At 74.2% G+C, this 24,261-nt stretch carries 28 protein-coding genes; all 28 read right to left on the reverse strand.

The window, feature by feature from the left end:
* Positions 1-97: 97 nt before the first annotated feature.
* Positions 98-328, reverse strand: coding sequence for a hypothetical protein (locus ACI789_RS07305; RefSeq protein ID WP_457007562.1), 231 nt, complete (start codon positions 326-328; stop codon positions 98-100).
* Positions 325-2,736, reverse strand: coding sequence for a hypothetical protein (locus ACI789_RS07310; protein ID WP_457007564.1), 2,412 nt, complete (start codon positions 2,734-2,736; stop codon positions 325-327). The genes ACI789_RS07305 and ACI789_RS07310 overlap by 4 nt, the downstream gene beginning before the upstream one ends.
* The gene (gene flhA / locus ACI789_RS07315) at positions 2,717-4,756 is read right to left on the reverse strand and encodes a flagellar biosynthesis protein FlhA (protein WP_457007566.1); all 2,040 of its coding nucleotides are present in this window, start codon (positions 4,754-4,756) and stop codon (positions 2,717-2,719) included. Before flhA ends, ACI789_RS07310 begins: the two co-directional genes overlap by 20 nt.
* Before the next feature lie 98 nt (positions 4,757-4,854).
* Positions 4,855-6,003, reverse strand: a complete 1,149-nt coding sequence (locus ACI789_RS07320) for an EscU/YscU/HrcU family type III secretion system export apparatus switch protein (RefSeq protein ID WP_457007568.1) — start codon at positions 6,001-6,003, stop codon at positions 4,855-4,857.
* Positions 6,004-6,026: 23 nt separating this feature from the next.
* Positions 6,027-6,791, reverse strand: coding sequence for a flagellar biosynthetic protein FliR (gene fliR / locus ACI789_RS07325; RefSeq protein WP_457007570.1), 765 nt, complete (start codon positions 6,789-6,791; stop codon positions 6,027-6,029).
* A gap of 10 nt (positions 6,792-6,801) precedes the next feature.
* Positions 6,802-7,077 carry a flagellar biosynthesis protein FliQ gene (gene fliQ, locus ACI789_RS07330; protein WP_456920915.1) on the reverse strand — a complete coding sequence of 92 codons (276 nt, stop codon included), beginning with the start codon at positions 7,075-7,077 and terminating at the stop codon, positions 6,802-6,804.
* Between the two features lie 73 nt (positions 7,078-7,150).
* Complete coding sequence (fliP, locus tag ACI789_RS07335; RefSeq protein ID WP_457007572.1) at positions 7,151-7,987, reverse strand: flagellar type III secretion system pore protein FliP; 837 nt, start codon at positions 7,985-7,987, stop codon at positions 7,151-7,153.
* A complete protein-coding gene (locus ACI789_RS07340; protein ID WP_457007889.1) occupies positions 7,987-8,370 on the reverse strand; it encodes a FliO/MopB family protein in 384 nt (127 codons plus the stop codon). Before ACI789_RS07340 ends, fliP begins: the two co-directional genes overlap by 1 nt.
* Before the next feature lie 5 nt (positions 8,371-8,375).
* The gene (fliN, locus tag ACI789_RS07345; protein ID WP_456920913.1) at positions 8,376-9,110 is read right to left on the reverse strand and encodes a flagellar motor switch protein FliN; all 735 of its coding nucleotides are present in this window, start codon (positions 9,108-9,110) and stop codon (positions 8,376-8,378) included.
* Entirely contained in the window at positions 9,107-10,048 is a 942-nt protein-coding gene (locus ACI789_RS07350; RefSeq protein WP_456920912.1) for a flagellar motor switch protein FliM, read from the reverse strand. Before ACI789_RS07350 ends, fliN begins: the two co-directional genes overlap by 4 nt.
* Positions 10,049-10,210: 162 nt before the next feature.
* Positions 10,211-10,687, reverse strand: a complete 477-nt coding sequence (locus ACI789_RS07355; RefSeq protein ID WP_457007574.1) for a flagellar basal body-associated FliL family protein — start codon at positions 10,685-10,687, stop codon at positions 10,211-10,213.
* Positions 10,680-11,585 carry a flagellar motor protein MotB gene (locus ACI789_RS07360; RefSeq protein WP_457007576.1) on the reverse strand — a complete coding sequence of 302 codons (906 nt, stop codon included), beginning with the start codon at positions 11,583-11,585 and terminating at the stop codon, positions 10,680-10,682. Before ACI789_RS07360 ends, ACI789_RS07355 begins: the two co-directional genes overlap by 8 nt.
* A 4-nt stretch (positions 11,586-11,589) precedes the next feature.
* Positions 11,590-12,360 (reverse strand): motility protein A, encoded by a 771-nt coding sequence (locus tag ACI789_RS07365; protein WP_457007578.1) that lies wholly within the window; start codon positions 12,358-12,360, stop codon positions 11,590-11,592.
* 3 nt (positions 12,361-12,363) lie between these two features.
* Positions 12,364-12,648 (reverse strand): flagellar FlbD family protein, encoded by a 285-nt coding sequence (locus ACI789_RS07370; RefSeq protein WP_457007580.1) that lies wholly within the window; start codon positions 12,646-12,648, stop codon positions 12,364-12,366.
* Between the two features lie 254 nt (positions 12,649-12,902).
* On the reverse strand, positions 12,903-14,120 hold the full coding sequence (locus ACI789_RS07375) for a flagellar hook protein FlgE (protein ID WP_457007582.1): 1,218 nt from the start codon (positions 14,118-14,120) through the stop codon (positions 12,903-12,905).
* Between the two features lie 68 nt (positions 14,121-14,188).
* Positions 14,189-14,638 (reverse strand): flagellar hook assembly protein FlgD, encoded by a 450-nt coding sequence (locus tag ACI789_RS07380; protein ID WP_457007584.1) that lies wholly within the window; start codon positions 14,636-14,638, stop codon positions 14,189-14,191.
* 12 nt (positions 14,639-14,650) lie between these two features.
* On the reverse strand, positions 14,651-15,979 hold the full coding sequence (locus ACI789_RS07385; protein ID WP_457007586.1) for a flagellar hook-length control protein FliK: 1,329 nt from the start codon (positions 15,977-15,979) through the stop codon (positions 14,651-14,653).
* Entirely contained in the window at positions 15,976-16,923 is a 948-nt protein-coding gene (locus ACI789_RS07390; protein ID WP_457007588.1) for a transglycosylase SLT domain-containing protein, read from the reverse strand. The genes ACI789_RS07385 and ACI789_RS07390 overlap by 4 nt, the downstream gene beginning before the upstream one ends.
* Entirely contained in the window at positions 16,911-17,363 is a 453-nt protein-coding gene (locus tag ACI789_RS07395) for a flagellar export protein FliJ (protein ID WP_456918718.1), read from the reverse strand. The genes ACI789_RS07390 and ACI789_RS07395 overlap by 13 nt, the downstream gene beginning before the upstream one ends.
* 31 nt (positions 17,364-17,394) lie before the next feature.
* Positions 17,395-18,699 (reverse strand): FliI/YscN family ATPase, encoded by a 1,305-nt coding sequence (locus tag ACI789_RS07400; RefSeq protein WP_457007591.1) that lies wholly within the window; start codon positions 18,697-18,699, stop codon positions 17,395-17,397.
* Positions 18,696-19,466: a FliH/SctL family protein gene (locus ACI789_RS07405; protein WP_457007593.1), complete on the reverse strand. Its 771-nt coding sequence runs from the start codon at positions 19,464-19,466 to the stop codon at positions 18,696-18,698. Before ACI789_RS07405 ends, ACI789_RS07400 begins: the two co-directional genes overlap by 4 nt.
* The gene (fliG, locus tag ACI789_RS07410) at positions 19,450-20,535 is read right to left on the reverse strand and encodes a flagellar motor switch protein FliG (RefSeq protein ID WP_456918721.1); all 1,086 of its coding nucleotides are present in this window, start codon (positions 20,533-20,535) and stop codon (positions 19,450-19,452) included. The genes ACI789_RS07405 and fliG overlap by 17 nt, the downstream gene beginning before the upstream one ends.
* Positions 20,532-22,118, reverse strand: coding sequence for a flagellar basal-body MS-ring/collar protein FliF (gene fliF, locus ACI789_RS07415; protein ID WP_457007595.1), 1,587 nt, complete (start codon positions 22,116-22,118; stop codon positions 20,532-20,534). Before fliF ends, fliG begins: the two co-directional genes overlap by 4 nt.
* On the reverse strand, positions 22,118-22,444 hold the full coding sequence (gene fliE / locus ACI789_RS07420; RefSeq protein WP_457007597.1) for a flagellar hook-basal body complex protein FliE: 327 nt from the start codon (positions 22,442-22,444) through the stop codon (positions 22,118-22,120). Before fliE ends, fliF begins: the two co-directional genes overlap by 1 nt.
* Positions 22,441-22,842: a flagellar basal body rod protein FlgC gene (locus ACI789_RS07425; protein WP_457007599.1), complete on the reverse strand. Its 402-nt coding sequence runs from the start codon at positions 22,840-22,842 to the stop codon at positions 22,441-22,443. Before ACI789_RS07425 ends, fliE begins: the two co-directional genes overlap by 4 nt.
* A gap of 4 nt (positions 22,843-22,846) precedes the next feature.
* A complete protein-coding gene (gene flgB / locus ACI789_RS07430; protein ID WP_457007601.1) occupies positions 22,847-23,194 on the reverse strand; it encodes a flagellar basal body rod protein FlgB in 348 nt (115 codons plus the stop codon).
* A 308-nt stretch (positions 23,195-23,502) separates the two neighbouring features.
* Positions 23,503-23,874, reverse strand: coding sequence for a hypothetical protein (locus ACI789_RS07435; RefSeq protein ID WP_457007603.1), 372 nt, complete (start codon positions 23,872-23,874; stop codon positions 23,503-23,505).
* Entirely contained in the window at positions 23,871-24,257 is a 387-nt protein-coding gene (fliS, locus tag ACI789_RS07440) for a flagellar export chaperone FliS (protein ID WP_457007605.1), read from the reverse strand. The genes ACI789_RS07435 and fliS overlap by 4 nt, the downstream gene beginning before the upstream one ends.
* Positions 24,258-24,261: the final 4 nt, after the last annotated feature.

A 24,261-nucleotide genomic window follows, 5' to 3' on the forward strand; every position in this document is an offset into this window, starting at 1 on the left:
GTTCCTCGCGGGTTGCCGGTCCTGCAGGACCGGCAATGGACGAGGAACCCCGGCAACGAGCCGCGGGAGGGTACAGAACACCGCAGGAGGCGGCGGGTCAGGGGGCCGGGTCGGGCCCCGGGTCGGCCGCGGCGGGCTGAGGGCGCGACGGACGACGCGGCGTGCCCGCCCAGCGCAGCAGCGCCACCGCACCCCAGGCCGCCGCCAGGCACCACGTCAGCCGGACGACGACCTCCTCCAGCGTGAGGTCACCGCGCAGTCCGAGCGCGAGGACCGGCAGGGCGAGGACGAACCCCACCCCGAGGACGTCCCACCTCAGCGGGCTCATGCCCCGGAGTTCTCCAGCCGCTCGCACAGCAGGGAGGCCCACCGGTGCGCGGTCGCGCGGGCGCCGTCGAGGAGGGCCACGGGCGTGCGGGTGCGCCCCAGGACCGCGGCCGGGTCGGCGGTGAGGTCGGTGTCCTGCACGACCAGCGCGTCGACGCGGGCCAGCCCGTCCAGCCAGGGCAGGACGTCCTCGGGCTTGCGGGTGGCCTCGACCACGGCCCACACCCCGGCGGGGGCGAACACCGCGATCATCTGCTCCAGCCAGGTGGCGCTCCCGGCGCGCAACGGGGCGTCGACGGCGACGATGGTGAGCGTCCCCGACCGGTCGGCCTCCTGCTTGCGCTCCAGGGCCGCGTCGATGCTGCTGATCCGGTTGCCGCGCGGGGCCAGGGCGGCCAGGTCGCCGCGGGAGGCCCACTGCAGCCGCTCGGCGTCGAGCCGCAGCGAGGCGGCCAGGGAGCGGGCCGCGGCGAGGGTCTCCACGCCCGGGCCGACGATCAGCAGCACCTCACCGGGGCCACCGGGCAGCGCCGGCGCCGTCGGCAGGCCGGCCGCCAGGGCACGGGTGAGCGCGGCGTACGTCCCGCGCCGGGACACCTCGAGGGCGAAGTCGTCGCCGAGCAGGTGCTCGGGCACGCCGAGGTCCAGCAGCCGGCGGACGACGGCGTCCTCGGCGGGGCCCACGGTCGGTCCGGACGGCGTGCTCGGCGCCGGGTGCTGGCGCACCGACGTCACGACGACCGGCTTCTCGCGCCAGGCGGCCGCGCGCTTGTCCACCGGGAGGCGGGTGACCGTGGCCAATCCGGCGGCGCCACGGGCACCGGCGGTCCGCGCCACCTGCTGACCGGGGACGCCCGGACGGCGGACCGCCGGCGGGACCGGCGGCCGCGACAGCAGCGGCGGGATGGCCAGGGCGGTCCCCGGTGCCGGCGGGGGCAGCAGCGACAGCGGCGGCAGGATGGTCGTCGCGTCGAGCGGCATCGGCGCGGGGTCGCTCGCGGTCGGGGCGAGCACCTCGGCGACGACCTCCCACTCGTCGGCCTCGGCCGTGGCCTCGACCCACATCGGGATCTCGACGGTGTGCGCCTCGGCGAACGCGTCCTCGGCGGCGAGGTCGGCGACCTCGTCGCGCCGGTCGTCCTGGACCGCGGAGCCGGCGAGCACGCCGCGCAGCAGCTGGGTGAGGGCGGCGTCGGACGTGTCGTGCGCCAGCGCGGCCCGCAGCACCTCGGCGATCGCCTCCTCGCGGGAGGTGATCGGGCCGGTGGAGAAGTCCGGCTCGCTGGCCCAGTCGGGCACCGGCGCGGGCTCGAGCTCGGCGGCCACCGGGACGGCCGGCGGGACGTCGGCCACCGGGGCGACCGCCGGCGCCGGCGGGACCTCGGCGGCCGCCGGGGCGGCCACGGGCGCGACCGGGGCGACGTCTGTCACCGGCGGAGCCGGAGGGGCGACGGGGGTCGGCGGGACCGGGGCGACGTCGGCCTGCGGAGCCACCGGCGCGGCCGCCGGGACCGCGGGGGTCACCGGGGCGACCTCGACCACCGGCGGGACCGCGGGGGCCGCGGCGACCGACGGGGCCTCGACCACCGGCTCCTCCGCGGCAGCCGGCACCGGAGCCGGAGGGGCCACCGGAGCGGCAGGGGCCACCGCCTCCCAGGCGGGGACCGGCGCCGGAGCGGGCGGCTCCACCGCGGCGGGCGGCTCCACCGCAGCGGCAGGGGCCACCGGAGCGGCAGGGGCCACCGGAGCGGCGGACACGGGGGCGGGCGCCGCCGCGGCGAGCGCCTCCTCCACCGCGTCGCGCACCTCGGCGTCCCCGGCCACCATCGCGGCCAGGGCGGCGGTGAACGGCGACGGGGACAGCGGGGCGTCGTCCACCGGAGCCGGAGCCGGAGCTGGAGCCGCAGCGCGCGGGGCCGCAGCCGCGAAGGCAGCCGCAGCCGGAGCCGCAGCACGAGCCGGGGACGGGGCCGGGGCCGCAGCCGGGGTGGCGGCCCGGCCCGTCGCCGGGCGCCCGGCGGCGGAGCCCGTCCGCGACCGGCCGGCGGCCGGGCGGGCCGGGCGGGCGGCGCTGCGGGAGTAGAGGTCGACGCCCGGGGCGTCGCCGCCGGAGAGCAGCCCGGCGACCTCGTCCACGGCGTCGTCCGCGTCCGGCAGCACCGGGGCGCGGCGCAGCGCGGCCTCGATGCGGGCGGCGGACTCCGCTCGCGAGGCGGGCCGGCGCTCCACGGGGGACGGCGAGGCGACCTCCTCCACCTCGGCGACGAAACGCTCGGTGGTGAAGAAGCCCATCACGCCGCCGGTGCGGACGCGGCGGATGCCGACGATCCGGGCGGACGAGCCGTACTTCTCCCGCGCGGCGGCGATGGCGCCCTCGCGCGTGGCGGCCTCAACGGATGGCAACGGCACCGTTCACCACTCCCAGTGACTCGATCTGGGCCGTCCGGGAGACCTCCGTGTAGGAGATCACCGGCAGGCGGGGGAGGATCTGACGCATCAGGCGGGACAGGGCGGCCCGGACCTGCGGGGAACACACGAGCACCGGCGCGAGGCCGATCCGTTCGGCGTCGCCGAGCAGGCCGGTGCAGCCGTTGACCAGCGCGTCGACCGTGCCGGCGTCCAGCGCCAGCACCTGCTGGCCGTCGCTGTGCCGCACCGCCTCCAGCAGCCGCTGCTCGAAGGCGGGGTCGAGGGTGAGCACGTGCAGCCGCTCGTCCTCGGTGACGTAGGGCTGGCTGATCGCCGAGCCCAGCGCCGCGCGGGCGGCCTCGACCAGGCCGTCGATGTCGGTGGCGACCTTCGCCCGGAGCGAGAGCGCCTCGAAGATGCGCACCAGGTCGCGGATGGAGACGTTCTCCTCCAGCAGCCCGTGCAGCACCCGCTGGATCTCGCCGAGGGTGAGCAGCGTCGGGGTGAGCTCCTCGACGACGATCGGGTGGGTGCGGCGGACCATCTCGACCAGCAGGCGCACGTCCTCACGGCCGAGCAGCTGGGCGGCGTTCTGCCGGACCACCTCGGCCAGGTGCGTGGTGATCACCGAGGAGCGGTCGACGACGGTCGCGCCGGCCATCTCCGCCTGACGCTGCAGTTCCGCGGGCACCCACTTGGCGGGCAGGCCGAACACCGGCTCGCGGGTGGCCTTGCCGGGCAGCCCGTCGAGCGCGTCGCCGATGGCGAGCACGGTGCCGGCGGGGGAGGTGCCCTTGGCCGCGGGGACGCCGTTGAGCCAGATGACGTACTGCGACGACGGCAGGTCCAGGTTGTCGCGGGTGCGGACCAGCGGGATCACCAGGCCGGTGTCCATCGCGACCTTCCGGCGCAGCGCCTTGACGCGGTCGAGCAGGTCCCCGCCGCGGGCGGTGTCGACCAGGTCGACCAGGTCGAAGGCCACCTCGAGCTCGAGCGGGTCGACCCGCATCTTCTCGGCGATCGCCTCGGGGGAGTCGGGCTTGGGCTCGTCGTCGGCCACGGCGAGCGCGGTGGACGGGTCCTCGACCGGCTCCTCGGTCATGCGGGCGGCCATGAGCAGGAACAGGCCGCCGATGATCAGGAAGGGCAGCTTGGGCAGGCCCGGGATCAGGCACAGCGCCAGCGCGGCGCCACCGGCGATGCGGACCGGCTGCTTGAACCGGCCGAGCTGGCTGAGCAGGTCGCTGCCCATGTCGCCGTCGGAGGCCGAGCGGGTGACGATGATGCCGGTCGCGGTCGACAGCAGCAGCGCGGGGATCTGCGAGACCAGGCCGTCGCCCACGGTCAGCAGCGAGTAGGTGGAGACGGCGTCCGCGGGGGCCATGCCGTTCTGCATGACGCCGATGGCGAACCCGCCGACCAGGTTGATCAGCGTGATGATGATCGCGGCGATCGCGTCGCCCTTGACGAACTTCGAGGCACCGTCCATCGAGCCGTAGAAGTCGGCCTCGGAGGTGACCTCGGACCGCCGCTTGCGCGCCTGCTCCTCGTTGATCAGCCCGGCGTTGAGGTCGGCGTCGATCGCCATCTGCTTGCCGGGCATCGCGTCGAGGGTGAAGCGCGCGCCGACCTCGGCGACGCGGCCGGCGCCGTTGGTGATGACGACGAACTGGATGATCGTGAGGATCACGAAGATCACCAGGCCGACGACCAGCGAGCCGCCGATGACGAAGTGCCCGAAGGCCTCGATGACCTTGCCGGCGTAGCCGTCGGTGAGCACCAGCCGCGTCGAGGAGACGTTGAGCGCCAACCGGAACAGCGTCGCGATGAGGATCAGCGACGGGAAGACGGCGAAGTCCAGCGGCCGCTTGATCTGCATGGAGACCAGCAGGATCAGCAGCGCGGCGGTGATGTTGAAGCCCAGCAGCAGGTCGAGCACGGCCGAGGGCAGCGGGACGACCAGCATGAGGACGATGGCCACCACGCCGATCGGGACGGCGGCCTTCGTCAGTTTCTGCACGAGTGAACTCATCGGCAGTTCGGCTCAACCGGGGCACCGCCGACGGCGCCGTCCGCCCCACCCGTCACAGCGGCCCCACCGGCGCCGGCCGGCGGGGGCTACTGGTCGAGCGGGACGCGGCGGCGGCCGGCCTTCGGCAGCCCCGCGACGTCGGGCGCCTCGAACCCCGGCCGGTGGAACCCGCCCCGGACGCCGCGCGCCGACAGCTGCATGACGAAGGCCAGCACCCGCGCGACCGCGGTGAACAGCTGGGCGGGCACCTCCTGGCCGAGCTCGCAGGAGGCGTGCAGGGCGCGGGCGAGCGGGATGTCCTGCACCATCGGCACCCGGGCCTCCTCGGCGCGCTCGCGCAGCCGGGCAGCGACCTCGTCGGCCCCCTTGGCCACCACCCGCGGCGCCCCGCGCTCGGCCTCGTACTTGAGGGCGACCGCGACGTGGGTGGGGTTGACCAGCAGGACGTCGGCGGTGGCGACCTCGCTCATCATCCGGTTCCGCGACATGGCCAGCTGCGCCGACCGGCGCTGCGCCTTCACGTGCGGGTCGCCCTCGGACTGCTTGTGCTCCTGCTGGATCTCGTACCGGCTCATCTTGAGCTTCTTCATGATCTGCCGGCGGACGACCACGTAGTCGGCGACGGCGATCGCGAGCCCGGTGCCCGCCACCACCCGGAGCATGAGGACGGCGGAGTCGCTGAACGTCGCCGCCACCGACGACAGCGGCAGCGCCCCGGCCGAGGACACCAGCGCCATGGCGTCGTCCCCGGTCACGACGACGACGGTGGCCAGCGCCGCGGTCTTGATGAGCGCCTTGGCGGCCTCCCACCACCCGTGGGTGCCGAACATCCGCTTCATCCCGGGGAACGGGTTGAGCTTCTTCAGCGACGGCTTCATCGCCTTGCTCGACACGGTGACCCCGCCCTGCGCCGCGGACGTGAGGACGCCGACGGCCATGAGCCCCAGCGCCATCGGCAGCAGGGTGGTCAGGAACGTGGTGAGCGCCTGCCCGAGCAGCGCGGACACCGCCTCCGCCTCGGGGTGTGTCGCCACCGACCCCACCTGGACGAACAGCGCGCCGACCGAGTCGTAGGCGTTGCCCACCAGCATCGGCAGCAGCACGCTGGCCGCCGCGGCCCCCGCCCAGGTGCCCAGCTCCTGGGTCCGCGGGATCTGCCCTTCCTTGCGCGCCTCCTTCAGGCGCTTGGGAGTGGGCTTCTCGGTCTTCTCACCACCCGGGCCGTCCTGGGCCATCAGGCCACCGCCTCAGCCACGGGTCAGCCGCTCCGCAGGGAGACCATCGCCCGCGCGGCATGGTCCAGCAGCGCGTCGAGGGCCGGCGGCAGCAGCGGGAAGGTCAGCCCCAGCAGGGCCAGCGTCATCATGATCTTGACCGGGAACCCGAGGGCGAAGATGTTCATCTGCGGCGCGGCCTTGCTCAGCAGCCCGAGCGCGACGTCGGCCAGCAGCAGCACCGCCACCATCGGCCCGGCGATCTGCAGCGCGGCCAGGAACATCATCGAGAACGCCGTCACCAGCACGTGCCCGAGCTGCTCGGTGGGCACGCTGGCGCCGACCGGCAGCCCCTCGTACGAGGTCGCGAAGCCGCGCACGATGAGCAGGTGGCCGCCGCTGGTGAACAGCAGCGTGGTGGCGAGCAGGTAGTGCAGCCGGCCGATCGAGGAGCTGGTCGCCATCGACAGCGGGTCGTACGCCGGCTGCAGCGAGAACCCGCCCGTCAGGTCGATCAGGTCGCCGGCGTACTGCACGGCGGCGAACAGCACCTGGACGACGAAGCCGAGAGCGGCGCCGATGACGACCTCGGTGATGGCGCCGACGACGAGGAAGCCGGCGGTCGGCTCGGGCATCTCCGGGGAGATCCGGGTCAGCAGCGCCACCGACAGGGCGAGGGCGAGGGCGCCTTTGACCGGGGCCGGGATGCTGCGGGTGTTGAAGGGCGGGGCGAGCAGGACGAAGCCGGTGGCCCGGGCGGTACCGAGCAGCAGCGCCGCCAGCGTGCCCGCCGGGACCTCGAGGTCCATGGCGTGCGCCTCAGGTCCGGTCGAGCAGCCGGGGCAGCGTGTCGAACAGGCCGTGCGTGAAGCTGACCAGCTCGGAGAGCACCCAGTTGCCCGTGACCAGCAGGGCGATCGCGACGGCGATCATCTTCGGCACGAAGGACAGGGTCGGTTCCTGGATCTGCGTCGCTGCCTGGAACAGCGAGATGAGGAAGCCGACCAGCAGGGCGGTCAGCAGGACCGGGGCCGCCACCTTGGCGGCCACCATCATCGTCTGGATGGCGATCTCGGTGACGTCGGCGTCGCTCACGACGACTCCTCGCTGGCGCTCGTCGCCGTCGCTCGCGGCGCTGCCGTGTTCATCGATGCGCTCGCGAGCTCGCTCATGAGTAGCTCCCCACGAGCGCCGTCGTGATCAGCGCCCAGCCGTCGACCACCACGAAGAGCAGCAGCTTGAACGGGAGCGACACAATCGCCGGCGGCACCATCATCATGCCCATCGCCATGAGCGCCGCGCTGACCAGCATGTCCAGCACCAGGAACGGGATGAACACGACCAGGCCGATGATGAAGGCGCTCTTGAGCTCGGAGAGGACGAAGGCCGGCACCAGCGTGGTCATGCTGACCGCCTCGCGGTCGGCCGGCGCCTCCTCCCCGGAGAGGCCGACCATGAGCTCGAGCTCGTCCTGGCGGGTGTTGTCGAGCAGGAACTCCTTGAGCGGGACGACGCCGACGTCGTAGGCCTGCGAGACCGTCATCTGCCCGTCGAGATAGGGCTGCACCGCGTTCTCGTTGATGTCGCCGAGGACCGGCCCCATCACGAACAGGGTCAGGAACAGCGCGATGCCGGTGATGACCGTGTTCGGCGGCGAGGACTGCATGCCCAGCGCGTTGCGGGTCAGCGACAGCACCACGACGATCTTGGTGAACGAGGTGGCGAGGAGGAGCACCGCCGGGGCCACGGACAGCACGGTGATCGCGAGGATCAGCGTCACCGAGCTGCTCGGGCTGCCGCCGCCGACGGAGATGTCCACCCCGCCGTCGACGGCGGGCACGACCGGCGCGGTCGGGTCGGTGGGCGGCGTCGGCGCGGTGGGCGCGGCCGACGCGGGGTCGGCCAGCAGCGTGAGGACCACGCCGAGGAAGGCCACCAGCAGCAGGACCAGGCCCGCGCGGCGTGCGAACGGGGCGCCCCGGGTGGGCGCGGGGGAGGAGGTCATCAGCGGCGGACCGTCCGCTCCCGCAGTTGCTGCACGAACGACGTCCAGCCGTTGCGGTCGAACACCGAGCCGGCCAGCCCGCCCGCGCCGACGGGAGCCGGCGTCCGGGTGGCGAGGGCCGCCTGCCGCTCCTGCAGGGTCTCCTCGACGAGGTCGCCGTCGACCTCGGCGAGCAGGGTCACCTGCTCCTCGGTGGCCCCGACGACGAGCACGCGGTCGGCGATGCGCAGCACGTTGACGCTGCTCGCCCGCCCCATGCGCTGGCGGGCGACGACCTCGATGAGGCCGTTGCCCTGACCCAGGCCGCGCTTCTTGGCCAGCCGCGCGGCGAACCAGAGCACCCCGCCGACGAAGGCCAGCGACAGCAGCAGCCGGATGATCATCCACGTCACGGGGCGACCTCGCCGGCGTCAGTGACGATCTCGCTGATCCGCAGGCCGAAGTCCTCGTCGACGACGACGACCTCACCGCGGGCGATGAGCGTGCCGTTGACCAGCAGGTCGGCCGGGGCGCTGGCCGCGCGGTCGAGCTCGACGACCTCTCCGGGGTGCAGCGAGAGCAGCTCGCCGACGGTCATGCGGGTTCGGCCGATCTCCACGGTGACCTCCATGGCCACGTGCCGCAGCAGGTCGAGGCTGCCGCGCCGGGCGCGCGGCTGGGGGAGGGTGACCTGCAGCGCGAGGGTCGCCTCCACGGTGGTGCCGCCGGCGAGCAGCGGGACGGCGACGAACATGCCCTTGTCCCGCAGCCCGTCCATGGCGGTGTCGGGGTCCTCGGTGCGCTCGGAGTCCACCCGCACCCGGCCCAGGGTCGCGGCGGCGGCCTCCAGGGCAGGGCGCAGCGCGGCGGCGACGTCCATCGGGCCGACGGGGGAGTTGGCCAGGGCGTCGGCGATCTCGGCGGACACCACGAGGACGACGTCCCCGCTGACCTCGCCGGACAGCCGGGCCATGACCGCGGTCGCGGCCTCGGCCGGCAGCAGCACGGCGTCGGGGTCGTTGACCGGGGTGCCGGGCACCAGCTCGGCCGTGGCCGGGACCAGCGCAGCCGCGGCCCGCGCGGCGGAGGCCACCACGGCGATCACGGTCTCGGAGGCCTGGGCGTGCTCCACGGAGGCGGTCATGCGGTGTCCTTCTGGGTGGTGGCCGGGGTGGGGACGATCGCCGCGGCGAGCCGGCGGCGGTGGTTGCTCGCGATCGCGTAGGCGAACGTCACGTCGTTGGTCGTGACCTCGAGCGGCGCGTCCTGCGGGTGCCGCAGCAGCAGCACGTCACCGACGGCGAGGGAGAGCAGGTCCTCGGAGGAGACCTCGAGCGGGCTGAACCGGACGCCGACCTCGACCGGCACCATGGTCAGCCGCTCGGTCAGCGCTGCGAGGGCCCGGCGGCGCGTGGCCTGGGCCGACTCGGACAGGTGCGGGGAGGCCGCGTTGTTCAGCGCGGTCTGGAACCCGGAGAAGGGCAGCACCAGCGTGGCCTCGCCGGCGCGGCTGCCGACGCCCAGCGTGAACGTGGCCACCATGACGGTGTCCGAGCCGGCCGCGGCCTGCGCCAGCTGGGGGTTGTACTCGACCTCGCTGAGCTCCGGCTGCAGGTCGACGATGTGCGCGAAGGAGGCGGTGAACTCCTGCAGCAGCCGGGTCAGCAGGTGGTTCGTGATGGTCGTCTCCATCAGCGTCATCGGCCGGTCGGGCTGGTCGGCCGCTCCCGAGCCGCCGAGCATGTGGTCGACGCTGGCCATCGCGATCTCCAGCGGGTAGGCCAGGACTCCCTTGCCGGCGAGCGGCTCGAGGGTGAACGTCACGACGAAGTGCGGGTTGGGCAGCGTCGCGACGTAGTCGTCGTAGGAGTGCTGCTCGATCCCGAGCAGCTCCATGCGGGCGCCGGTGCGCAGCATGGTGGTGAGCACGGTCGTGGCCTGGCGGGCGAACGCCTCCTGGGCGATCTGCAGGACGCGGACGTGCTCGCGGGAGAGCTTGGTCGGCCGGCGGAAGTCGTAGGTGCGGGGTTCGCCGCGCCGGCTGCGCCCGGTGGGCGCCGGTCCGTTCTCGGGGCGGGTCACCCCCCTCCCATCGGCGGGAGACGACTCCGCCCTGACCGGCGCGCGAGGCGCTGCCGGTCAGGGCGGGCGGGTGGGGCGGCTGTGACGACTGGGGCGTGCGCTCGACGACAGCCCCCGGGTCCACTGGGGGCGCCGACCCCGGGTGAGGCCGGTCGCCCGGGGCTACTGGGTGACGTACTCGGTGAGGTAGACGCCCATGACCATCTCGTGGCCGTCCTCGGTGTAGGCCTCGACGATCTTGTGCTCGAGGGACTCCTTGAGCGCGTCGCGGGCGCCGGTCACGTCGGCCGGCTGGGCCTGCGAGTAGGTCGCGATGACCAGGTCGAGGGCCTTGGAGCCGTCGACGGCGGCGCCCCCGTGGCCACCGCCCGCAGCCGCCTCGGTGAGCTGCAGCGCGATGCCCACCTTGAGGTAGCCGCCGCCGGCGAGGTTGACCGCGATCGAGTCCAGCGGAAGGACCTCCCCGGCCACCGGTTCCTCGGCCGCGGCCTCGCCGCTGCCGGCGAACAGGAAGAAGTACGCGGCGCCGGCCAGGGCGAGCACCGCCACCAGGCCGATGAGCAGGAGCTTCTTCTTGCCACCACCCGCGGCCTCGCCGTCCTCGGGCGTCTCCTCGGTCTTCTTGCTCTTCTCAGCCATGGGTCTCCTCCTGGGCACCGGCGTCCAGGCCGGGCAGCAACTCGTTGGCCTCCGCGGAGGCGTCGGACATGACCACCACGTCGACGCGGCGGTTCACGGTCACGGCGTTCGGGTCCGAGTCCGGCACCAGCGGCCGGGTGTCGGAGTAGCCGTTGGCCACCATCCGCTCCTGCGGGACGCCGTCCCCGGCCAGGTGGCGGACGACGGTGGTCGCGCGGTACGCCGACAGCTCCCAGTTCGAGGGCCAGGGCCCGCCGGGGGTGACCGGCAGGTGGTTGGCGTGGCCCTCGACGCCGAGGTCGTTGGGCAGGGCGCGCAGCGTGGGGGCGATCGCGTCGAGGATCCGACGGCCCTCCGGTCGCAGCACCGCCTCCTCGGCGTCGAAGAGGACCTGGTCGGCCACGATGTGCACGACCAGCCCGCGCTCGTCGATCTCGAAGCGGGCGGCGTCCTCGTAGCCGGCCATCCGCAGGGCCGACTCGATCCGGTCCCGCGCGGCGGCCAGCTCGTCGTACTCGGCCTGGGCCTCGGCCCCGACGCGCTGGGCCTCGGCGAGCGCGGCCTGCGCGGCCGCGGCGTCGACCTCGGCCTGCTCGACGGTCTGATCCGGGGCGATCGCCGAGGCGATGTCGACCGCACCGGGCAGGCCGTCGAGCACCGAGCCCTCCGGCGTCGGCCCGGGTTGTACGGCGATGGGCCCGCCGAAGGCGTCCGCCATGCCCTTGGCCAGGGCGGCGAACTTCTGCTCGTCCACCTTGCTCATCGCGAAGAGCACCACGAACAGCACGAACAGCAGCGTCATCATGTCGAAGCCGGACACCAGCCACCGTTCGTGGTTCTCGTGCTCCTCGTGCTCCTCGTGCTTCTTGCCGCGTCGGCGGCCGTGACCAGTGCTCACGAGGTCAGGCCGCTTCCTTGGCCAGCGAGCCCGGCGGCACGAGCGAGGTCAGCTTGAGCCGGACGGCCCGCGGGCTGGTGCCCGCCTGGATCTCGGTGATCCCCTCGACGAGCAGCTCCATCTGGGCGGCCTGCAGCTCGCTGACCCGGAGGATCTTGGCGCCCATCGGCAGGAACCAGAAGTTGGCCGCCATGACGCCCCACAACGTGGCGATGAAGGCCGCGGAGACCATCGGGCCCAGCGACTCCGGGTCGTTGAGGTTGCCCATGACGTTCATCAGGCCGACGATGCAGCCGAGGATGCCGATGGTCGGCGCGTAGCCGCCCATGGCGTTCATGAACTTGGCGGCGACCTTGTCCTCGGCCTTCTTGGCCGCGATCTCGGACTCGAGGACGGTGCGCAGCTCCTCCGGGTCGGTTCCGTCGATGCCCATCTGCAGGCCGCGCCGCAGGAACGGGTCGTCGATCGCCTTGACCTGGGCCTCCAGCGCGAGCAGACCCTCCTTGCGGGCCTTCTCGGCGAGGCTGACCAGCGTCTGGATCTGCTCGGTCGGCGGCGGCACCTTCGCCGGGAGCACGGCCATCTTGAACCACTTGCCGACCTTCTTCAGGTCGTCCATCGTCTGGCTGGCCGCCGCCGCACCGAAGGTCGCGATGACGACCAGGACGATCGCCGGCAGGAAGATCAGGGACGTCGGGTCGGCGCCCTCGAGGATCATGAAGACGACCAGGGCGACGAGCGAGATGGCGAACCCGATCAGGGTGGCGGGATCCACGGGTCAGCGCTCCTCGCGGGCCGGGAAGGGGACGACGGAGGCGCTCGCGTCGTCCGCCGACGGGCGGGACCCGGAGCGGTAGGTGCCGCGGTCCATCTCGTAGGCGGTGGCGAGGATGCTCGCGCGGTACTCGCGGATCTCGTCGAGGACGTCCTCGACGCTCTCCGCCACGACGTACTTCGTCCCGTCGACGAGGAAGACGACGGTGTCGGGGTGGCCCTCGACCCTCTCGACGAGGTCGGGGTTGAGCGCGAACCGCTCTCCGTTCAGGCGCGTCACACGGATCACGGGGTGGTCCTCACGGATCGGTCGGGGAGGGGAGGGCGGCGGCACGGCGGCGGCGCTGCCCGGCTGTCGTTGTCATCGGCGTGGCGGCGACCCGGCTTGAGCCGAACGGTCCGCCTCACCCCCTGGGGTGAGCTGCGGGAACGGTGTGACGGACGGGGCGGACGACGCCCGGACGCACGGCGGCCCGGCCCCTCCGAGGAGGGGCCGGGCCGCCGGGTGACGTACGGGAACGGCCCTGCAGGCGGGCCGACGGACTAGCGCTTGAGGTTGACCAGGTCCTGCAGGATCTCGTCGCTGCTGGTGATGACGCGGCTGTTGGCCTGGAAGCCGCGCTGGGCGACGATCAGCCCGGTGAACTCCTCGGCCAGGTCGACGTTGGACATCTCCAGCGCACCGGCGTTGAGGACACCACGGCCCCCGGTGCCGGCCTGGCCGATCAGCGCGAGGCCCGAGTTGGACCCGGGGCGGTAGGTGGTGCTGCCGGCCTGCTCCAGGCCGCCGGGGTTGGCGAACGTGGCCAGGGCCAGCTGGCCGAGCACCTTGGTTTGGTCGTTGGAGAAGACCCCGGTGATCGTGCCGTCGTTGCCGAGGCTGAACGACTCCAGGACACCGGCGCTGTAGCCGTCCTGGTCGACCGCCGAGACGGTGGTGGGGCTGCCGTACTGCGTCACCCCGGTGACGTCGATGCTCACCGGCCCGGTCCAGCCGGCCGGGAGGTCGTTCAGGGCGACGGCGGTGGGGGCGGTGAGGTTCCCGGCGCTGTCGAAGGTGAGGGCGACCGGCGCGGTCATCAGGTCGGCCGGCGGCGTGCCGGGACCAGTGGCGCTGACCGACCAGCCGGTGGCGGTCCGCTCGAAGAGGAAGGTGACCGGGACTTCCCGTCCCAGGTCGTCGTACATGGTGATGGAGCTCTCGACCTGCTTGCCGACCTCGGCGGCCGCGGAGAGGTTGCCCTGCACGGTGCCGGCGCCGGTGCCCTGGGGCGCGGTGCCCTGGCCGAAGGGGATCCTCAGCGGCCCGATCGGGCCGTTCGCGTCGATCACGCCGTCGACGTCGGCCGACCAGCCCTGCAGGATCGAGCCGCCGTCGGTCATCATGTTGCCCGCCGCGTCGAAGCCGAAGGACCCCGAGCGGGTGAACAGCTGCTGGTTGCCCGACTGGACGACGAAGAAGCCGTCCCCCTCGATCATGAAGTCCGTGGAGCGGCCGGTGGTCTGCGTGGCGCCCTGCGACCAGTTCGTGCTGATGCCGGCGACCTTGACGCCGAGGCCGACCTGCGCGGGGTTGCTGCCGCCGCTGCCCTCGGCCGGCGCGCCACCGGCCCGCAGCATCTGGGACAGGGCGGCCTCGAAGACGGTCGTCTGGGTCTTGTAGCCCACCGTGTTGACGTTGGCGATGTTGTTGCCGGTGACGTCCATCTTGGTCTGGTGGGCGCGCAGGCCGGAGATGGCCGAGAACATGGAGCGGAGCACGGGGTTCTCCTCGTGGTCTGTCGGGTGGGGGAAGTCGCTGGTGGGGGACGAGCTCGGGGGGCGGGGCGTCAGGACGACGTCGAGGCGGAGCCGGACGCCGGGGGTTCGGAGATCGCGGTGACCCGGCCCATGGGCACCGCCACCCCGCCGACCATCGCGACGGCCTCGGAGGTGTCGGTGCCGAGCCGCACGGAGCTCACCGCCCCGGTGACGCTCGCGCCGGTGGAGTCGGTGTAGGTGACCGTCCGGCCGACCATCGCCCCGGCGCTGGTCGCCCGCTGGAGGGCCAGCAGCGAGGCGTTCTGGTCGGCCAGCTGCTCGAGCTTCTCGACCTGGGTGAACGTCGCGGTCTGCGACATCATCTGGCTGCTGTCGACCGGGTTGGACGGGTCCTGGTAGCGCATCTGGGCGACCAGGAGCTTGAGGAACACGTCCTTGCCCATCTGGTCCGTGCGGTTCATCGTGCTGGTGGGCGCGGTGTAGGACGTGGCGTTCGTGCCGCTCACGGGGTTCGTCATTCGTCGCTCCCTCTAGACGCGGACGTCCACGCCGGTGGACGCGGACGAGGTCGGGGCGGGGGCCGGTCGGCCCTCGCCGGTGTCTGCGGACCGCGGCCGCGGCTGCGCCCAGCCGTTGCCCGGGCCCTGCCGGCCGCCCTGCTGGCCGGCGGCCTGCTGCTGGGCCGAGGTCCAGGCGCTGCCCGGGTCCCGGTCGACGGAGGCGTTGGTGCAGGTCAGGCCGGCGCTCTGCAGGTCGCGCCGCAGGTCGGGCAGCGAGTCGAGCAGGGCCGCCCGGCCGGCCTCGGTCGCGCCGCGCAGGGTCAGGTCGACCGCGCCGTTGGTCAGGGTGACCTGCACCTCGACGGTGCCGAGGGCCTCCGGCGTCAGGACGACGGTCATCGTGTGCGCACCGTCCGGGCCGTTCCGCAGGACGGCGACGTGCTGGGCGACCTGCGTGCCCGCCGGCGAGGGGCCGGCGTCGGCTGCGGGCTGGGCACCCGGCACGGCCGCGGCACCGACCGGCGCGGTGGGCGTGGACCCCGGTGCGACGAGCCCGGTGGCAGGCGACGCGGCGACCGGCTCGCCCTCCTCGGTCGCGGCGGGCACCGGACCGGACGCGACCGCGTGGTCCGCGGGCGCCGTGGCGGGTGCGACCGCGGCGGCCGGCGGCGCGCTGGACGCCGGCGTCCCGTCCTCGTGCGCGGTCACGACGACCACGCCCGGCGGGAGGGCGGCGCCCGCCCCGGCGGCCGGCCCGGTCGCCGCCGGGACCACCCCGGCGGGCAGCTGGGCGGTCGGCGGAGCCGTCGCCGACGGCGCCGCGCCCGGGAGGACGTCGGAGGACGGGGTGGCGCCGGGCAGCGCTGCGGCCGGGACACCCGCAGCCGAGGGTGCGGTGGGGAGCGGGACCGTGCCCGCCGGGGTGCCGCCGCCGGGCAGCGCCGCGCCGGCGGGGACCGCTCCGGCGGTCGCGGCCGCTCCCGGAGGTGCTCCCGCGCCGGCCGGAGCCCCCACCCCGGGAACGGCCGAGGCCGCCGACTGCCCGGGGGGCGTCGGCGCGGCCGCGCCGGGACCGAGGCCGGTGAGCAGCGCCCACAGCCCCGGCGGCATGCCGGCGGGGAGGACCGGCGCGTCGGCCGGCGCCTGCTCGTCGGGCGCGGTCGTCCCGGCGTCGCCGGCGGGGGTCTCCGCGGCGCCGTCCACCTCTCCGGGAGTCGCCCGGTCGCGGGCGCCGCCCCGGCCGTCGGCGACGGCGTCGTCGAGGGCGGAGGCGAACCGCTCGGCCCCGCCCGGCGCCGCGGTGGCGGGCGCGGCCGGGGTGGCGGGCAGCGGAGCCGCCGTCACAGCGGGAGTCGTCATCGGTAGGCCTCCGCCTTGCTGGTCACGGAGCGGACGTAGTCCTGTGTCTCGGTGTAGGGCGGGACGCCGCCGTAGCGGCGCACCGTCCCGGGCCCGGCGTTGTAGGCGGCCAGGGCCAGCTCGGTCGAGCCGAACTGGTCGGTGAGCCGGCTCAGGTAGCGGGCGGCGCCGTCCACCGCGGACGCCGGGTCGAACGCGTCGACGCCGAGGTCCTGCGCCGTCGCCGGCATGAACTGCATGAGGCCCTGGGCGCCGGCGGGGGAGACCGCCGAGGCGTCGAAGCCGGACTCCTGCGACGCCACGGCCGCCAGCAGCGCGGGGTCGACGCCGTACCGGGCGCCGGCCGCGGTGAAGAGGTTCGCGTAGGGGACGCCGGCCAGCGAGCCGCTCGCCGCCGAGCCGGTGGCGGCGGTCTGCGCGGGCAGCACCCGGCGGATGACGGCGGGGTCGCCGACCGACTGCACCTTGACCGTCTCGCCCTCCTGCGGGGCGGCGATCATCTTGCCGTCGCCGAGGTAGATGCCGACGTGGTCGATGCCCGGCCGGGACGAGTGGTCGAAGAACACCAGGTCGCCGGGGCGGGCGTCGGCCAGCGAGGCGACGGCGGTGCCGGCGGTGGCCTGCTGGGAGGACGTCCGGGGCAGGTCGACGCCGAGGTTGCCGTAGACCAGCTGCACGAACCCGGAGCAGTCCAGCCCCCTCGCGGGGTCGGTGCCGCCCCACAGGTAGGGCACGCCGAGGTACTTCTGCGCCTCGGCGACGACGGCCCGCTCCGAGGCCGCCGACGCGGTGCCGGTCGCGGCCGCGGTCGTCGCGGTCGTGCCGGTGAGGCCCGCGGCGGTCGCCGCCGACGTCCAGGCGGCGTTGGTCGACGTGCGGACCGGGGACACGAAGCGGGCCTGGATCTCGCTGATCCGGGCCTGCACGGCGGTCAGTCCGTCCACGGCACCTCCCCGGAGGGGGCGCGGCGGCCGGAGCGGCCGGTGACGAGGTCGTCCACGGTCCTCTCCTCGGCAGCCTGCTCGGCCAGTCGCACCGTCTGCAGGTGTCGTTCCCGCAACCGCTCGAGGCCCTTGGTCCGCTGGGCGGCCGCCGTCCAGGCGGCGCGGACCAGTTCGGCCTGCTCGGCGGAGGCGGTGGCCAGCGCGCGGGCCGACGCCGCGTCGTCCGCCGCGACCCGCGCGAGCACCATCGCGGCGCGGAACGCGCCGGAGGACGTGGGCCCCGTGGGGACGACGGAGCCCAGCGCGGCCTCGGCCTCGCTCGCCCGCCGGTCGGCCTCGGCCGCCGCGCGCGCGGCCTCCGCGGCCGCCAGGGCAGCGGCCCGCTCCTCGGTGCGGCGCAGCTCCAGGACCGGCTGCAGCCGGAACGCCGCCCGCTTCACCGCGCGCTCCCGCGCGACCGCGCGAGCCGCGTCACGCCGACCGGACGATGCGGTTCAGCCAGTTCCACGCCTCGGCCGCCGGCGTCAGCTCCCCGGTGGGCTGCTGGAGGAAGGAGTCGATCGCGGGGGCGAGCTGCCGGGCGCGGTCGACCAGGGGGTCGCTGCCGGCCTGGTAGGCGCCGATCTCGATGAGCTCCTTCACGTCGCGCAGCGCACCCATCAGCCGCCGGACCTCGCGGGCGTCGGCCATCTGCGCCGGCGGGACGACGGCCGTGGCGACCCGCGAGATCGACTCGAGGACGTCGATGGCCGGGAAGTGGCCGGCGGTGGCGAGCTTGCGGGTGAGCACGACGTGCCCGTCGAGGATCGAGCGGGCGGTGTCGGCGATCGGCTCGTTGTGGTCGTCGCCGTCGACGAGCACCGTGTAGAGGCCGGTGATCGACCCGGTGGCGGCGGTGCCGGCCTTCTCCAGCAGCCGCGGCATCATGGCGAACACGCTCGGCGGGTAGCCGCGGGTCGCCGGCGGCTCCCCGGCGGAGAGCCCGACCTCGCGCTGGGCCATCGCCGTCCGGGTGATGGAGTCCATGAGCAGCAGGACGTCGCGGCCCTGGTCGCGGAACCCCTCGGCGATGCGGGTGGCGACGAACGCGGCCTTGAGCCGCACCAGCGGCGGCTCGTCGGAGGTGGCGACCACGACGACGGTGCGGGCCATCCCCTCGGGGCCGAGGTTCTCCTCGAGGAACTCCTTGACCTCGCGGCCACGCTCGCCGATCAGGCCGATCACCCGGACGTCGGCGTCGGTGCCGCGGGTGATCTGGGACAGCAGCGTGGACTTGCCCACGCCCGAGCCGGCGAAGATGCCCAGCCGCTGCCCCTTGCCGATCGGCACCATCGTGTCCAGGACCCGGACGCCGGAGGTGAGCGGCTCGGCGACCCGGGCGCGGGTGAGCGGGTGCGGGGTCTCGCTGGCCAGGTCGACGAACTCCAGCCCGGCGTCCAGCGGCGGGCCGCCGTCCACGGGGCGGCCGAGGCCGTCGAGGACCCGGCCGAGCAGCGCCTCGCCGACCGGCACCTGCAGCGGCATGCCGGTGGCGCGCACCGGGGCGCCGGCGTGCACGCCGGACAGCTCGCCGAGCGGCATGCAGGTCAGCCGGTCGCGGGTGACCGCGACGACCTCGCCGAGCAGCCCGCGGGGGCCGGGGTTGACCTCCACCAGGTCGCCGACGGAGGCGACGATGCCCTCCACCGACAGGGTCAGCCCCATGGCGCCCACGACCTGCCCGGTCAGCTCCGGGCGGGCCGCGGCGCGGGCGCGGTCGAGCAGTCCGACCGTCATGGGGCCAGCACCGCCCGGACCCGCTGCAGCGCGGTGCCCAGCTGAGCGTCGACGCGGGAGGGGCCGGTCTCGGCGATCGCGCCGGCCCGCTCCACCGCGGCGTCGGCGACGACGCGGACGGTGTTCGGCAGCTCGGCCAGCGCCTCGGCCGGGACCTCGCGGAGGTCGTCGGGGTGCAGCCGGACGACGACCGGCGCGTCGGCCGGGCACAGCGTCAGCGCGCGCCGGACGGCGTCGAGCGCGGGGGAGTCGGCGACCGCCAGCTCCCGGCACAGGAGGTCCTCGACGAGGGTGAGCACGATCGAGATGACCGAGTCGCGGACGTCCTCGGCGACCGGCAGCGCGGACTGCTCCAGCTGCGTGACGGCCGCGCCCAGCGCCGCGGTGGCCGAGACCAGCCGCCGCTCCCACCGGGCCTGCACCTCGGCGAGCCGCTCCTCGGCGGCCCGCTCGGCCTCGGCGACGACGCTCGCGGCCGCCTGCAGGCCCTCGGCGTGACCGGCCGCGTAGCCCTCCTGCCGGGCGTGCTCGCGCAGCCGCGCCAGCTCCTCGGCGTAGACGTCCCCGAGCCGGAACGACGTCCGGTTGGCCGGGACCGGCATGTCCGCGGCCCGGCGGATCGTCGTCCGCCGCTCGGTGGTCTGCTGCACGGGCACCGCACGGGTGTAGGGCGCCGGCTTGGCCGCCGTGTCCCCGCGCAGGAGCGCCGACTCGCGTTGCGCCCGCCGCGCCGGCGCTGCCGCGCCGGCGTCAGGCGACGAAGTCATCGTCGCCGCCGCGCGAGATGGTCAGGACGCCCTGCTCCTCGAGGGTGCGGATGACGCCGACGACCTTGGCCTGGGCCTCCTCGACCGTCCGGGTGCGGACCGGGCCGAGCAGCTCGATCTCCTCGGCGAGGTTCTCGGCGGCGCGCTCGGAGAGGTTGCGGACCACCTTGTCCCGCACGTCGGGGCGCACGCCCTTGAGCGCGGTGGCCAGGTCGTTGGCCTCCACCTCGCGCAGCACCAGCTGCAGCGAGCGGTCGTCGATGGTGACGATGTCCTCGAAGACGAACATCTGCGCCCGGACCTGCTCGGCGAGCTCGGGGTCGGTGCTGTCCAGCCACTCGAGGATCGACCGCTCGGTCGGCCGCGGCGAGCGGTTGATGATCTCCACGAGGGTCTCGACGCCGCCGACGGTGCTCATGTCCTGGTGGGCGAGCAGCGAGCCCATCCGCCGGCCGAGCTCCTCCTCGACCAGGCGGACCATCTCCGGCGTGGTGCGGTCCATGGTGGCGATCCGGTGGGCGACGGCGGCCTGCTGCTCGGGGGCGAACCCGGAGAGCACCTCCGCCGACTGCGCCGCCGTCAGGTGGGCCAGCACCAGCGCGATGGTCTGCGGGTGCTCGTCCTTGAGGAAGGTGACCAGCTGGCGGACGTCGACGTTGCGCAGCGAGGCGAAGGGCACCTCGGTGTAGACGACGTTGAGCCGGGACAGGATGCCGTCGGCCTTCTCCTCGCCCAGGCCCGCGGCGAGGATCTCGCGCGCGAAGTCCACGCCGCCGCGCCCCACGAACCGCTGCGCGGTCATGAGGTGGTGGAACTCCTCGAGGACGCCGTCGACGTCGTCGGCTCCCACCGTGCCCAGCTTCATGAGCTCGCGGGTGATCTGCTCGACCTCGCGCGGCCGCATCTTGGCCAGCAGCGTGCCGGCCTCCTCCTTGCTCAGCTGCGCGATGAACACCGCGGCCTTGCGGATGCCGGGCATGTCCGGGCGCTGGCGCACCGCGGGCAGGACGGCGGTCTGGGCGGCGGCCGACTCGATGCCGACCATCTGCTCGACGCTGGCCAAGGTCATGACTTAGCTCCGCTCTCGCTCAGCCAGCCACGGAGCATGGCCGCGACCTCGTCGGGCTTCTCGCTCACCATGGAGGCGATCTCGCCGCGCACCCGCGCCCGCTCGGCCGCCTCGAGCTCGGCCTGGGCGTCGTCGACCGCGGCCTCCCGGGTGCTCTCGATCCGGATCCGGTCGAGCTCGGCCATCACGTCGTCGGGCAGCTCCAGCGGCTCGTAGTCCTCCTCGGCGTCCTGCCGGCGGCGCGACCGCAGCCAGACGACGAGCACGAGCAGGGCGATGCCGAGGGCGATGCCGCCGGTCTTGATCATCGACCACATCTGGGCCTGCTTCTCGGCCTCCTGCGCGGCGTCCAGCTCGGCCGCGGCCCGGTCGGCGGCGGTGGTGTCGAAGGGCATGGAGGCGACGGTGATGTCGTCACCGCGCGCCGGGTCCAGACCCACGGCGTTCCCGATGAGGTCCTGCACCTGGTTCTGGTTCAGGTTGCCCCCGACCGCCTGGTCCATGACGACCGACACGGTGAGCCGGTTGATGGTCCCCGGCGCGCCGGTGACCGTCTCCGTGGTCTCCCCGACGGCGTTGTTCGAGGTGGTCGACTCCTTGTTGTAGGCCGAGTCCCCCTCGCCACCGGCGTCCGCGGTGTTCTCCGGGCCCAGCACGCCGCCGACGGCGGCGCCGGTGCCCGAGTACTCCTCGGTCGTGGTGCTCTCCGAGATCGGCGGGGTGCCGTCCTCGTAGGTGTAGGTCTTCGAGGTGGTGTCGCGCTGGCTCAGGTCGAGGTCGGCGCGCACCGACACCTGGACGTTGCCGGGGCCGAGGACGCGGTCGAGGATCGCCTGCGCGTTGCCGGCCAGCCGGGCCTCGTACTCCTGCTCCAGCTGCGAGCGGGCGTCGCCGGCCGCGGCCGTCACGCCCTGGCCGGGGGCCGAGAGCACCGCGCCGGTGGAGTCGGCGACGGTGACCTGGTCGGCCTCCATGCCCTCGATGCTGGAGGAGACCAGGTTGGTCACCGCCTGGATCTGCTCACCGGAGAGGTCGGTGCCCGGGGCCAGGTCGAGCAGCACCGAGGCGGTGGGCTCCTTCTGGTCGGAGACGAAGACCTCGTCCTCGGGCAGCGCCACGTGCACCACCGCGGAGCGGACGCCGTCCAGCGCCTCCAGGGTCTTGGCCAGCTCGCCCTCCAGCGCCCGCTGGTAGGACACCTGCTGCTGGAACTCGCTGGTCGTGATGCCCGACTCGTCGAGCAGCGCGTACCCGGTGTCGGAGCCGGCCGGCAGGCCCTTGCCGCTCATCGACAGCCGCAGGTCGTAGACCTGGTCGTTGGGGACCATGATCGTCGCGCCGCCGTCGGCGAGCTCGTAGGCGACGCCCGAGGCGTTGAGCTCGTCGACGATCGCCGAGGCGTCGGTCGAGGCCAGGTTGGAGAACAGCGGGGCGTACGTCGGCGCGGTGATCCACCGGTAGAAGAAGAAGCCGCCGAGGAGCAACCCGACGACCAGGAGGCCGATGACGACCTTCTGCCCGAGGCTGATCGTGGACAGCGCGGAGCGCAGGCGCCCGAGCGGCCCGGCGAGGGCGGCAGGCATCAGACCGGCATCCTCATGATCTCGGTGAAGGCCTCAACGGCCTTGTTCTTGATGGTCACGACCATCTCGGTCGCGAGCTTCGCCTCGTTGGCGGCGATCATGTAGTCGTGCACGTCGCGCAGGTCACCGGTGGCGGCCTGGACGGCGAGCGCGTCCGACGTCGACTGCGCCGCCTGCACCTGGTCCAGCGCCGAGGTCAGGACGTCGGCGAACCCGGAGCCGGAGACCGCCGACGTGCCGGTGGCCGGCTCCGCGGCGGGAGTGACCTCTCCGACGGCGGGGATCGACACGGTGGGGAACGAGATCCCCCCGATGGGCGAGGTCATGAGCCCTTCCCGAGCTGCAGGGCGGCCTGGTAGGCGTTCGTCGCCCGCTCCATGGTCGCGAGGTTCGCCTGGTAGCCGCGCTGGGCCATGATCAGGTTGGTCATCTGCTCACCGAGGTCGATGTCGGGGTACTTGACGTAGCCGTCGGCGTCGGCGAGCGCGTTGTCCGGCTCGTACACCAGCCGGCCCTCGGCGCTGCCGAGCTCGGCCCGGGCCACGCGGACGCCGCCCTCACCGGAGCCGTAGTCCACGGCCTGCGCGACGATGAACCGCTCCTGGAAGGCGTCCTCGTCGGCGCTGGTCACCGTGTTGACGTTGGAGATGTTGTCCGAGACGGCGTCCAGCCACTTGCGGTGCGCGAGCAGGCCGGACCCGGCGACGTTGATGCTGTCGAACACGGGCTCACGCCGTCCGCAGGGCCGTGCGCAGGACGCTGTACTTGCCGTCGAGCGCGTTGAGGGCCAGCTGGTAGCGCAGGCCGGTCTCGGTGGCGATGACCGTCTCGCTGTCGAGGTTCACGTTGTTCCCGTTCGTGTTCGTCGGCTCCAGCGAGCGCGCGACCGTGCCGCCGCTGACCGTCGGGGTCTGCCCGCTGGTGAGCTGGCTCTTCAGGCTCGACTCGAAGTCGACGCGGCCGGCCAGGAAGCCCGGGGTGTTGACGTTCGCGATGTTGTCCGTGGTGACGCGCTGCCGCTGGGCCAGCCCGGACAGGGCGGCGTGCAGCGTCGTCGCGGTGACGTCGCCGATCATCGGGCGACGGCCACGTGGGCAGGGCAGCAGGACACGATCGGCCTCCGGGTACGCAGGAGACACTCGCGAGCGAGTGAGGGGGCCGCCGATCCGTGGCGAAGGTGGTGCTGTCCGTGCTCCCCCCTCATCGGCGTCCCCGTGGGCTCCCTTGACCGGCGTCCCCGACGGGAGTGACCGGTGTCGGCGCACGGGGTGGCAGGGACTGGTGTGACGACCGGCCGGTACTGCGCCGTGCCCGCCGCGGGAACGCGAGAGCCCCCGTCGCGCCGGGAGGCGCGACGGGGGCTCGGGTGCCGGGGGAGGCGGGGCTAGAGGGCCTGGTCGATGAAGCCGGCCACGGGCCGGGACGGGGCGTAGGACATCCGCGCGGCGACGTCGCGCTGCCGGCGCGACTGGATGATCCGTTCGACGAGCTCCTCGGCGACGGCCAGCTGGTGCTGGAGGAGCCGCGCGGCGCGGTCGCGGAGGTCGTGGGGGAGGGGGCCCAGCCCGGACGGGGGGACCCAGTCCTGGACGCCGCGCCGCCAGGCGTCGGCCGCGTCGGCCTGCTCCTCGGTCAGGTCGTCCCCGCTGATCGTCGCCTCGGCGGCGAGGACGTCGGCCTCCAGGTCGTCGAGGACCGTGGCCCAGTCGCCGGGCTTCGCCCCGTCTGCGCCGCGGCGCGGGCGTGCGCCGGTCATGCCGACGCGACGGCCAAGGACTCCGCGGCCTGCCGCCACGCGTCCCGGAGCGGCTCGACGACCTGCAGGCACGAGGCGACCCGGTTGCGGTCGCCCTTGACGTTGGCCTGCACGAGCTCGCCGAGCAGCCAGGTGTAGAGCGCGGACAGCCGGGGACCGCCCTCCCAGGCGTCGACCTTGAGGCTGCTGTGCAGCTCGATGACGATCTCCTGCGCGTGCTGGAGCTGCTCGGCGGCCTGCTCGCGGTCGCCGGTCGCCAACGCGCCGCCGGCCCGCTCGAGGTCGAGGGCGAGACGGTCGTAGAGCATGACGAGCAGCCGCTGCGGAGAGGCCGTCGTGACGGTGTCACCGAGGTAGCGGGCGCGGAGCGAGGCAGTGCTCATGGGG

Source organism: Geodermatophilus sp. SYSU D00965, assembly GCF_054050075.1.

What these genes read in the sequence shown, in the direction of transcription:
- ACI789_RS07305 (WP_457007562.1), bottom strand. Translation starts at nt 328, where the DNA reads ATGAGCCCGCTGAGGTGGGACGTCCTCGGGGTGGGGTTCGTCCTCGCC.
- ACI789_RS07320 (WP_457007568.1), bottom strand. Translation starts at nt 6,003, where the DNA reads ATGGCCCAGGACGGCCCGGGTGGTGAGAAGACCGAGAAGCCCACTCCC.
- fliR (WP_457007570.1), bottom strand. Translation starts at nt 6,791, where the DNA reads ATGGACCTCGAGGTCCCGGCGGGCACGCTGGCGGCGCTGCTGCTCGGT.
- fliP (WP_457007572.1), bottom strand. Translation starts at nt 7,987, where the DNA reads ATGACCTCCTCCCCCGCGCCCACCCGGGGCGCCCCGTTCGCACGCCGC.
- ACI789_RS07340 (WP_457007889.1), bottom strand. Translation starts at nt 8,370, where the DNA reads ATGATCATCCGGCTGCTGCTGTCGCTGGCCTTCGTCGGCGGGGTGCTC.
- fliN (WP_456920913.1), bottom strand. Translation starts at nt 9,110, where the DNA reads ATGACCGCCTCCGTGGAGCACGCCCAGGCCTCCGAGACCGTGATCGCC.
- ACI789_RS07355 (WP_457007574.1), bottom strand. Translation starts at nt 10,687, where the DNA reads ATGGCTGAGAAGAGCAAGAAGACCGAGGAGACGCCCGAGGACGGCGAG.
- ACI789_RS07380 (WP_457007584.1), bottom strand. Translation starts at nt 14,638, where the DNA reads ATGACGAACCCCGTGAGCGGCACGAACGCCACGTCCTACACCGCGCCC.
- ACI789_RS07385 (WP_457007586.1), bottom strand. Translation starts at nt 15,979, where the DNA reads ATGACGACTCCCGCTGTGACGGCGGCTCCGCTGCCCGCCACCCCGGCC.
- ACI789_RS07400 (WP_457007591.1), bottom strand. Translation starts at nt 18,699, where the DNA reads ATGACGGTCGGACTGCTCGACCGCGCCCGCGCCGCGGCCCGCCCGGAG.
- ACI789_RS07405 (WP_457007593.1), bottom strand. Translation starts at nt 19,466, where the DNA reads ATGACTTCGTCGCCTGACGCCGGCGCGGCAGCGCCGGCGCGGCGGGCG.
- fliG (WP_456918721.1), bottom strand. Translation starts at nt 20,535, where the DNA reads ATGACCTTGGCCAGCGTCGAGCAGATGGTCGGCATCGAGTCGGCCGCC.
- fliF (WP_457007595.1), bottom strand. Translation starts at nt 22,118, where the DNA reads ATGCCTGCCGCCCTCGCCGGGCCGCTCGGGCGCCTGCGCTCCGCGCTG.
- fliE (WP_457007597.1), bottom strand. Translation starts at nt 22,444, where the DNA reads ATGACCTCGCCCATCGGGGGGATCTCGTTCCCCACCGTGTCGATCCCC.
- flgB (WP_457007601.1), bottom strand. Translation starts at nt 23,194, where the DNA reads ATGATCGGCGACGTCACCGCGACGACGCTGCACGCCGCCCTGTCCGGG.
- ACI789_RS07435 (WP_457007603.1), bottom strand. Translation starts at nt 23,874, where the DNA reads ATGACCGGCGCACGCCCGCGCCGCGGCGCAGACGGGGCGAAGCCCGGC.
- fliS (WP_457007605.1), bottom strand. Translation starts at nt 24,257, where the DNA reads ATGAGCACTGCCTCGCTCCGCGCCCGCTACCTCGGTGACACCGTCACG.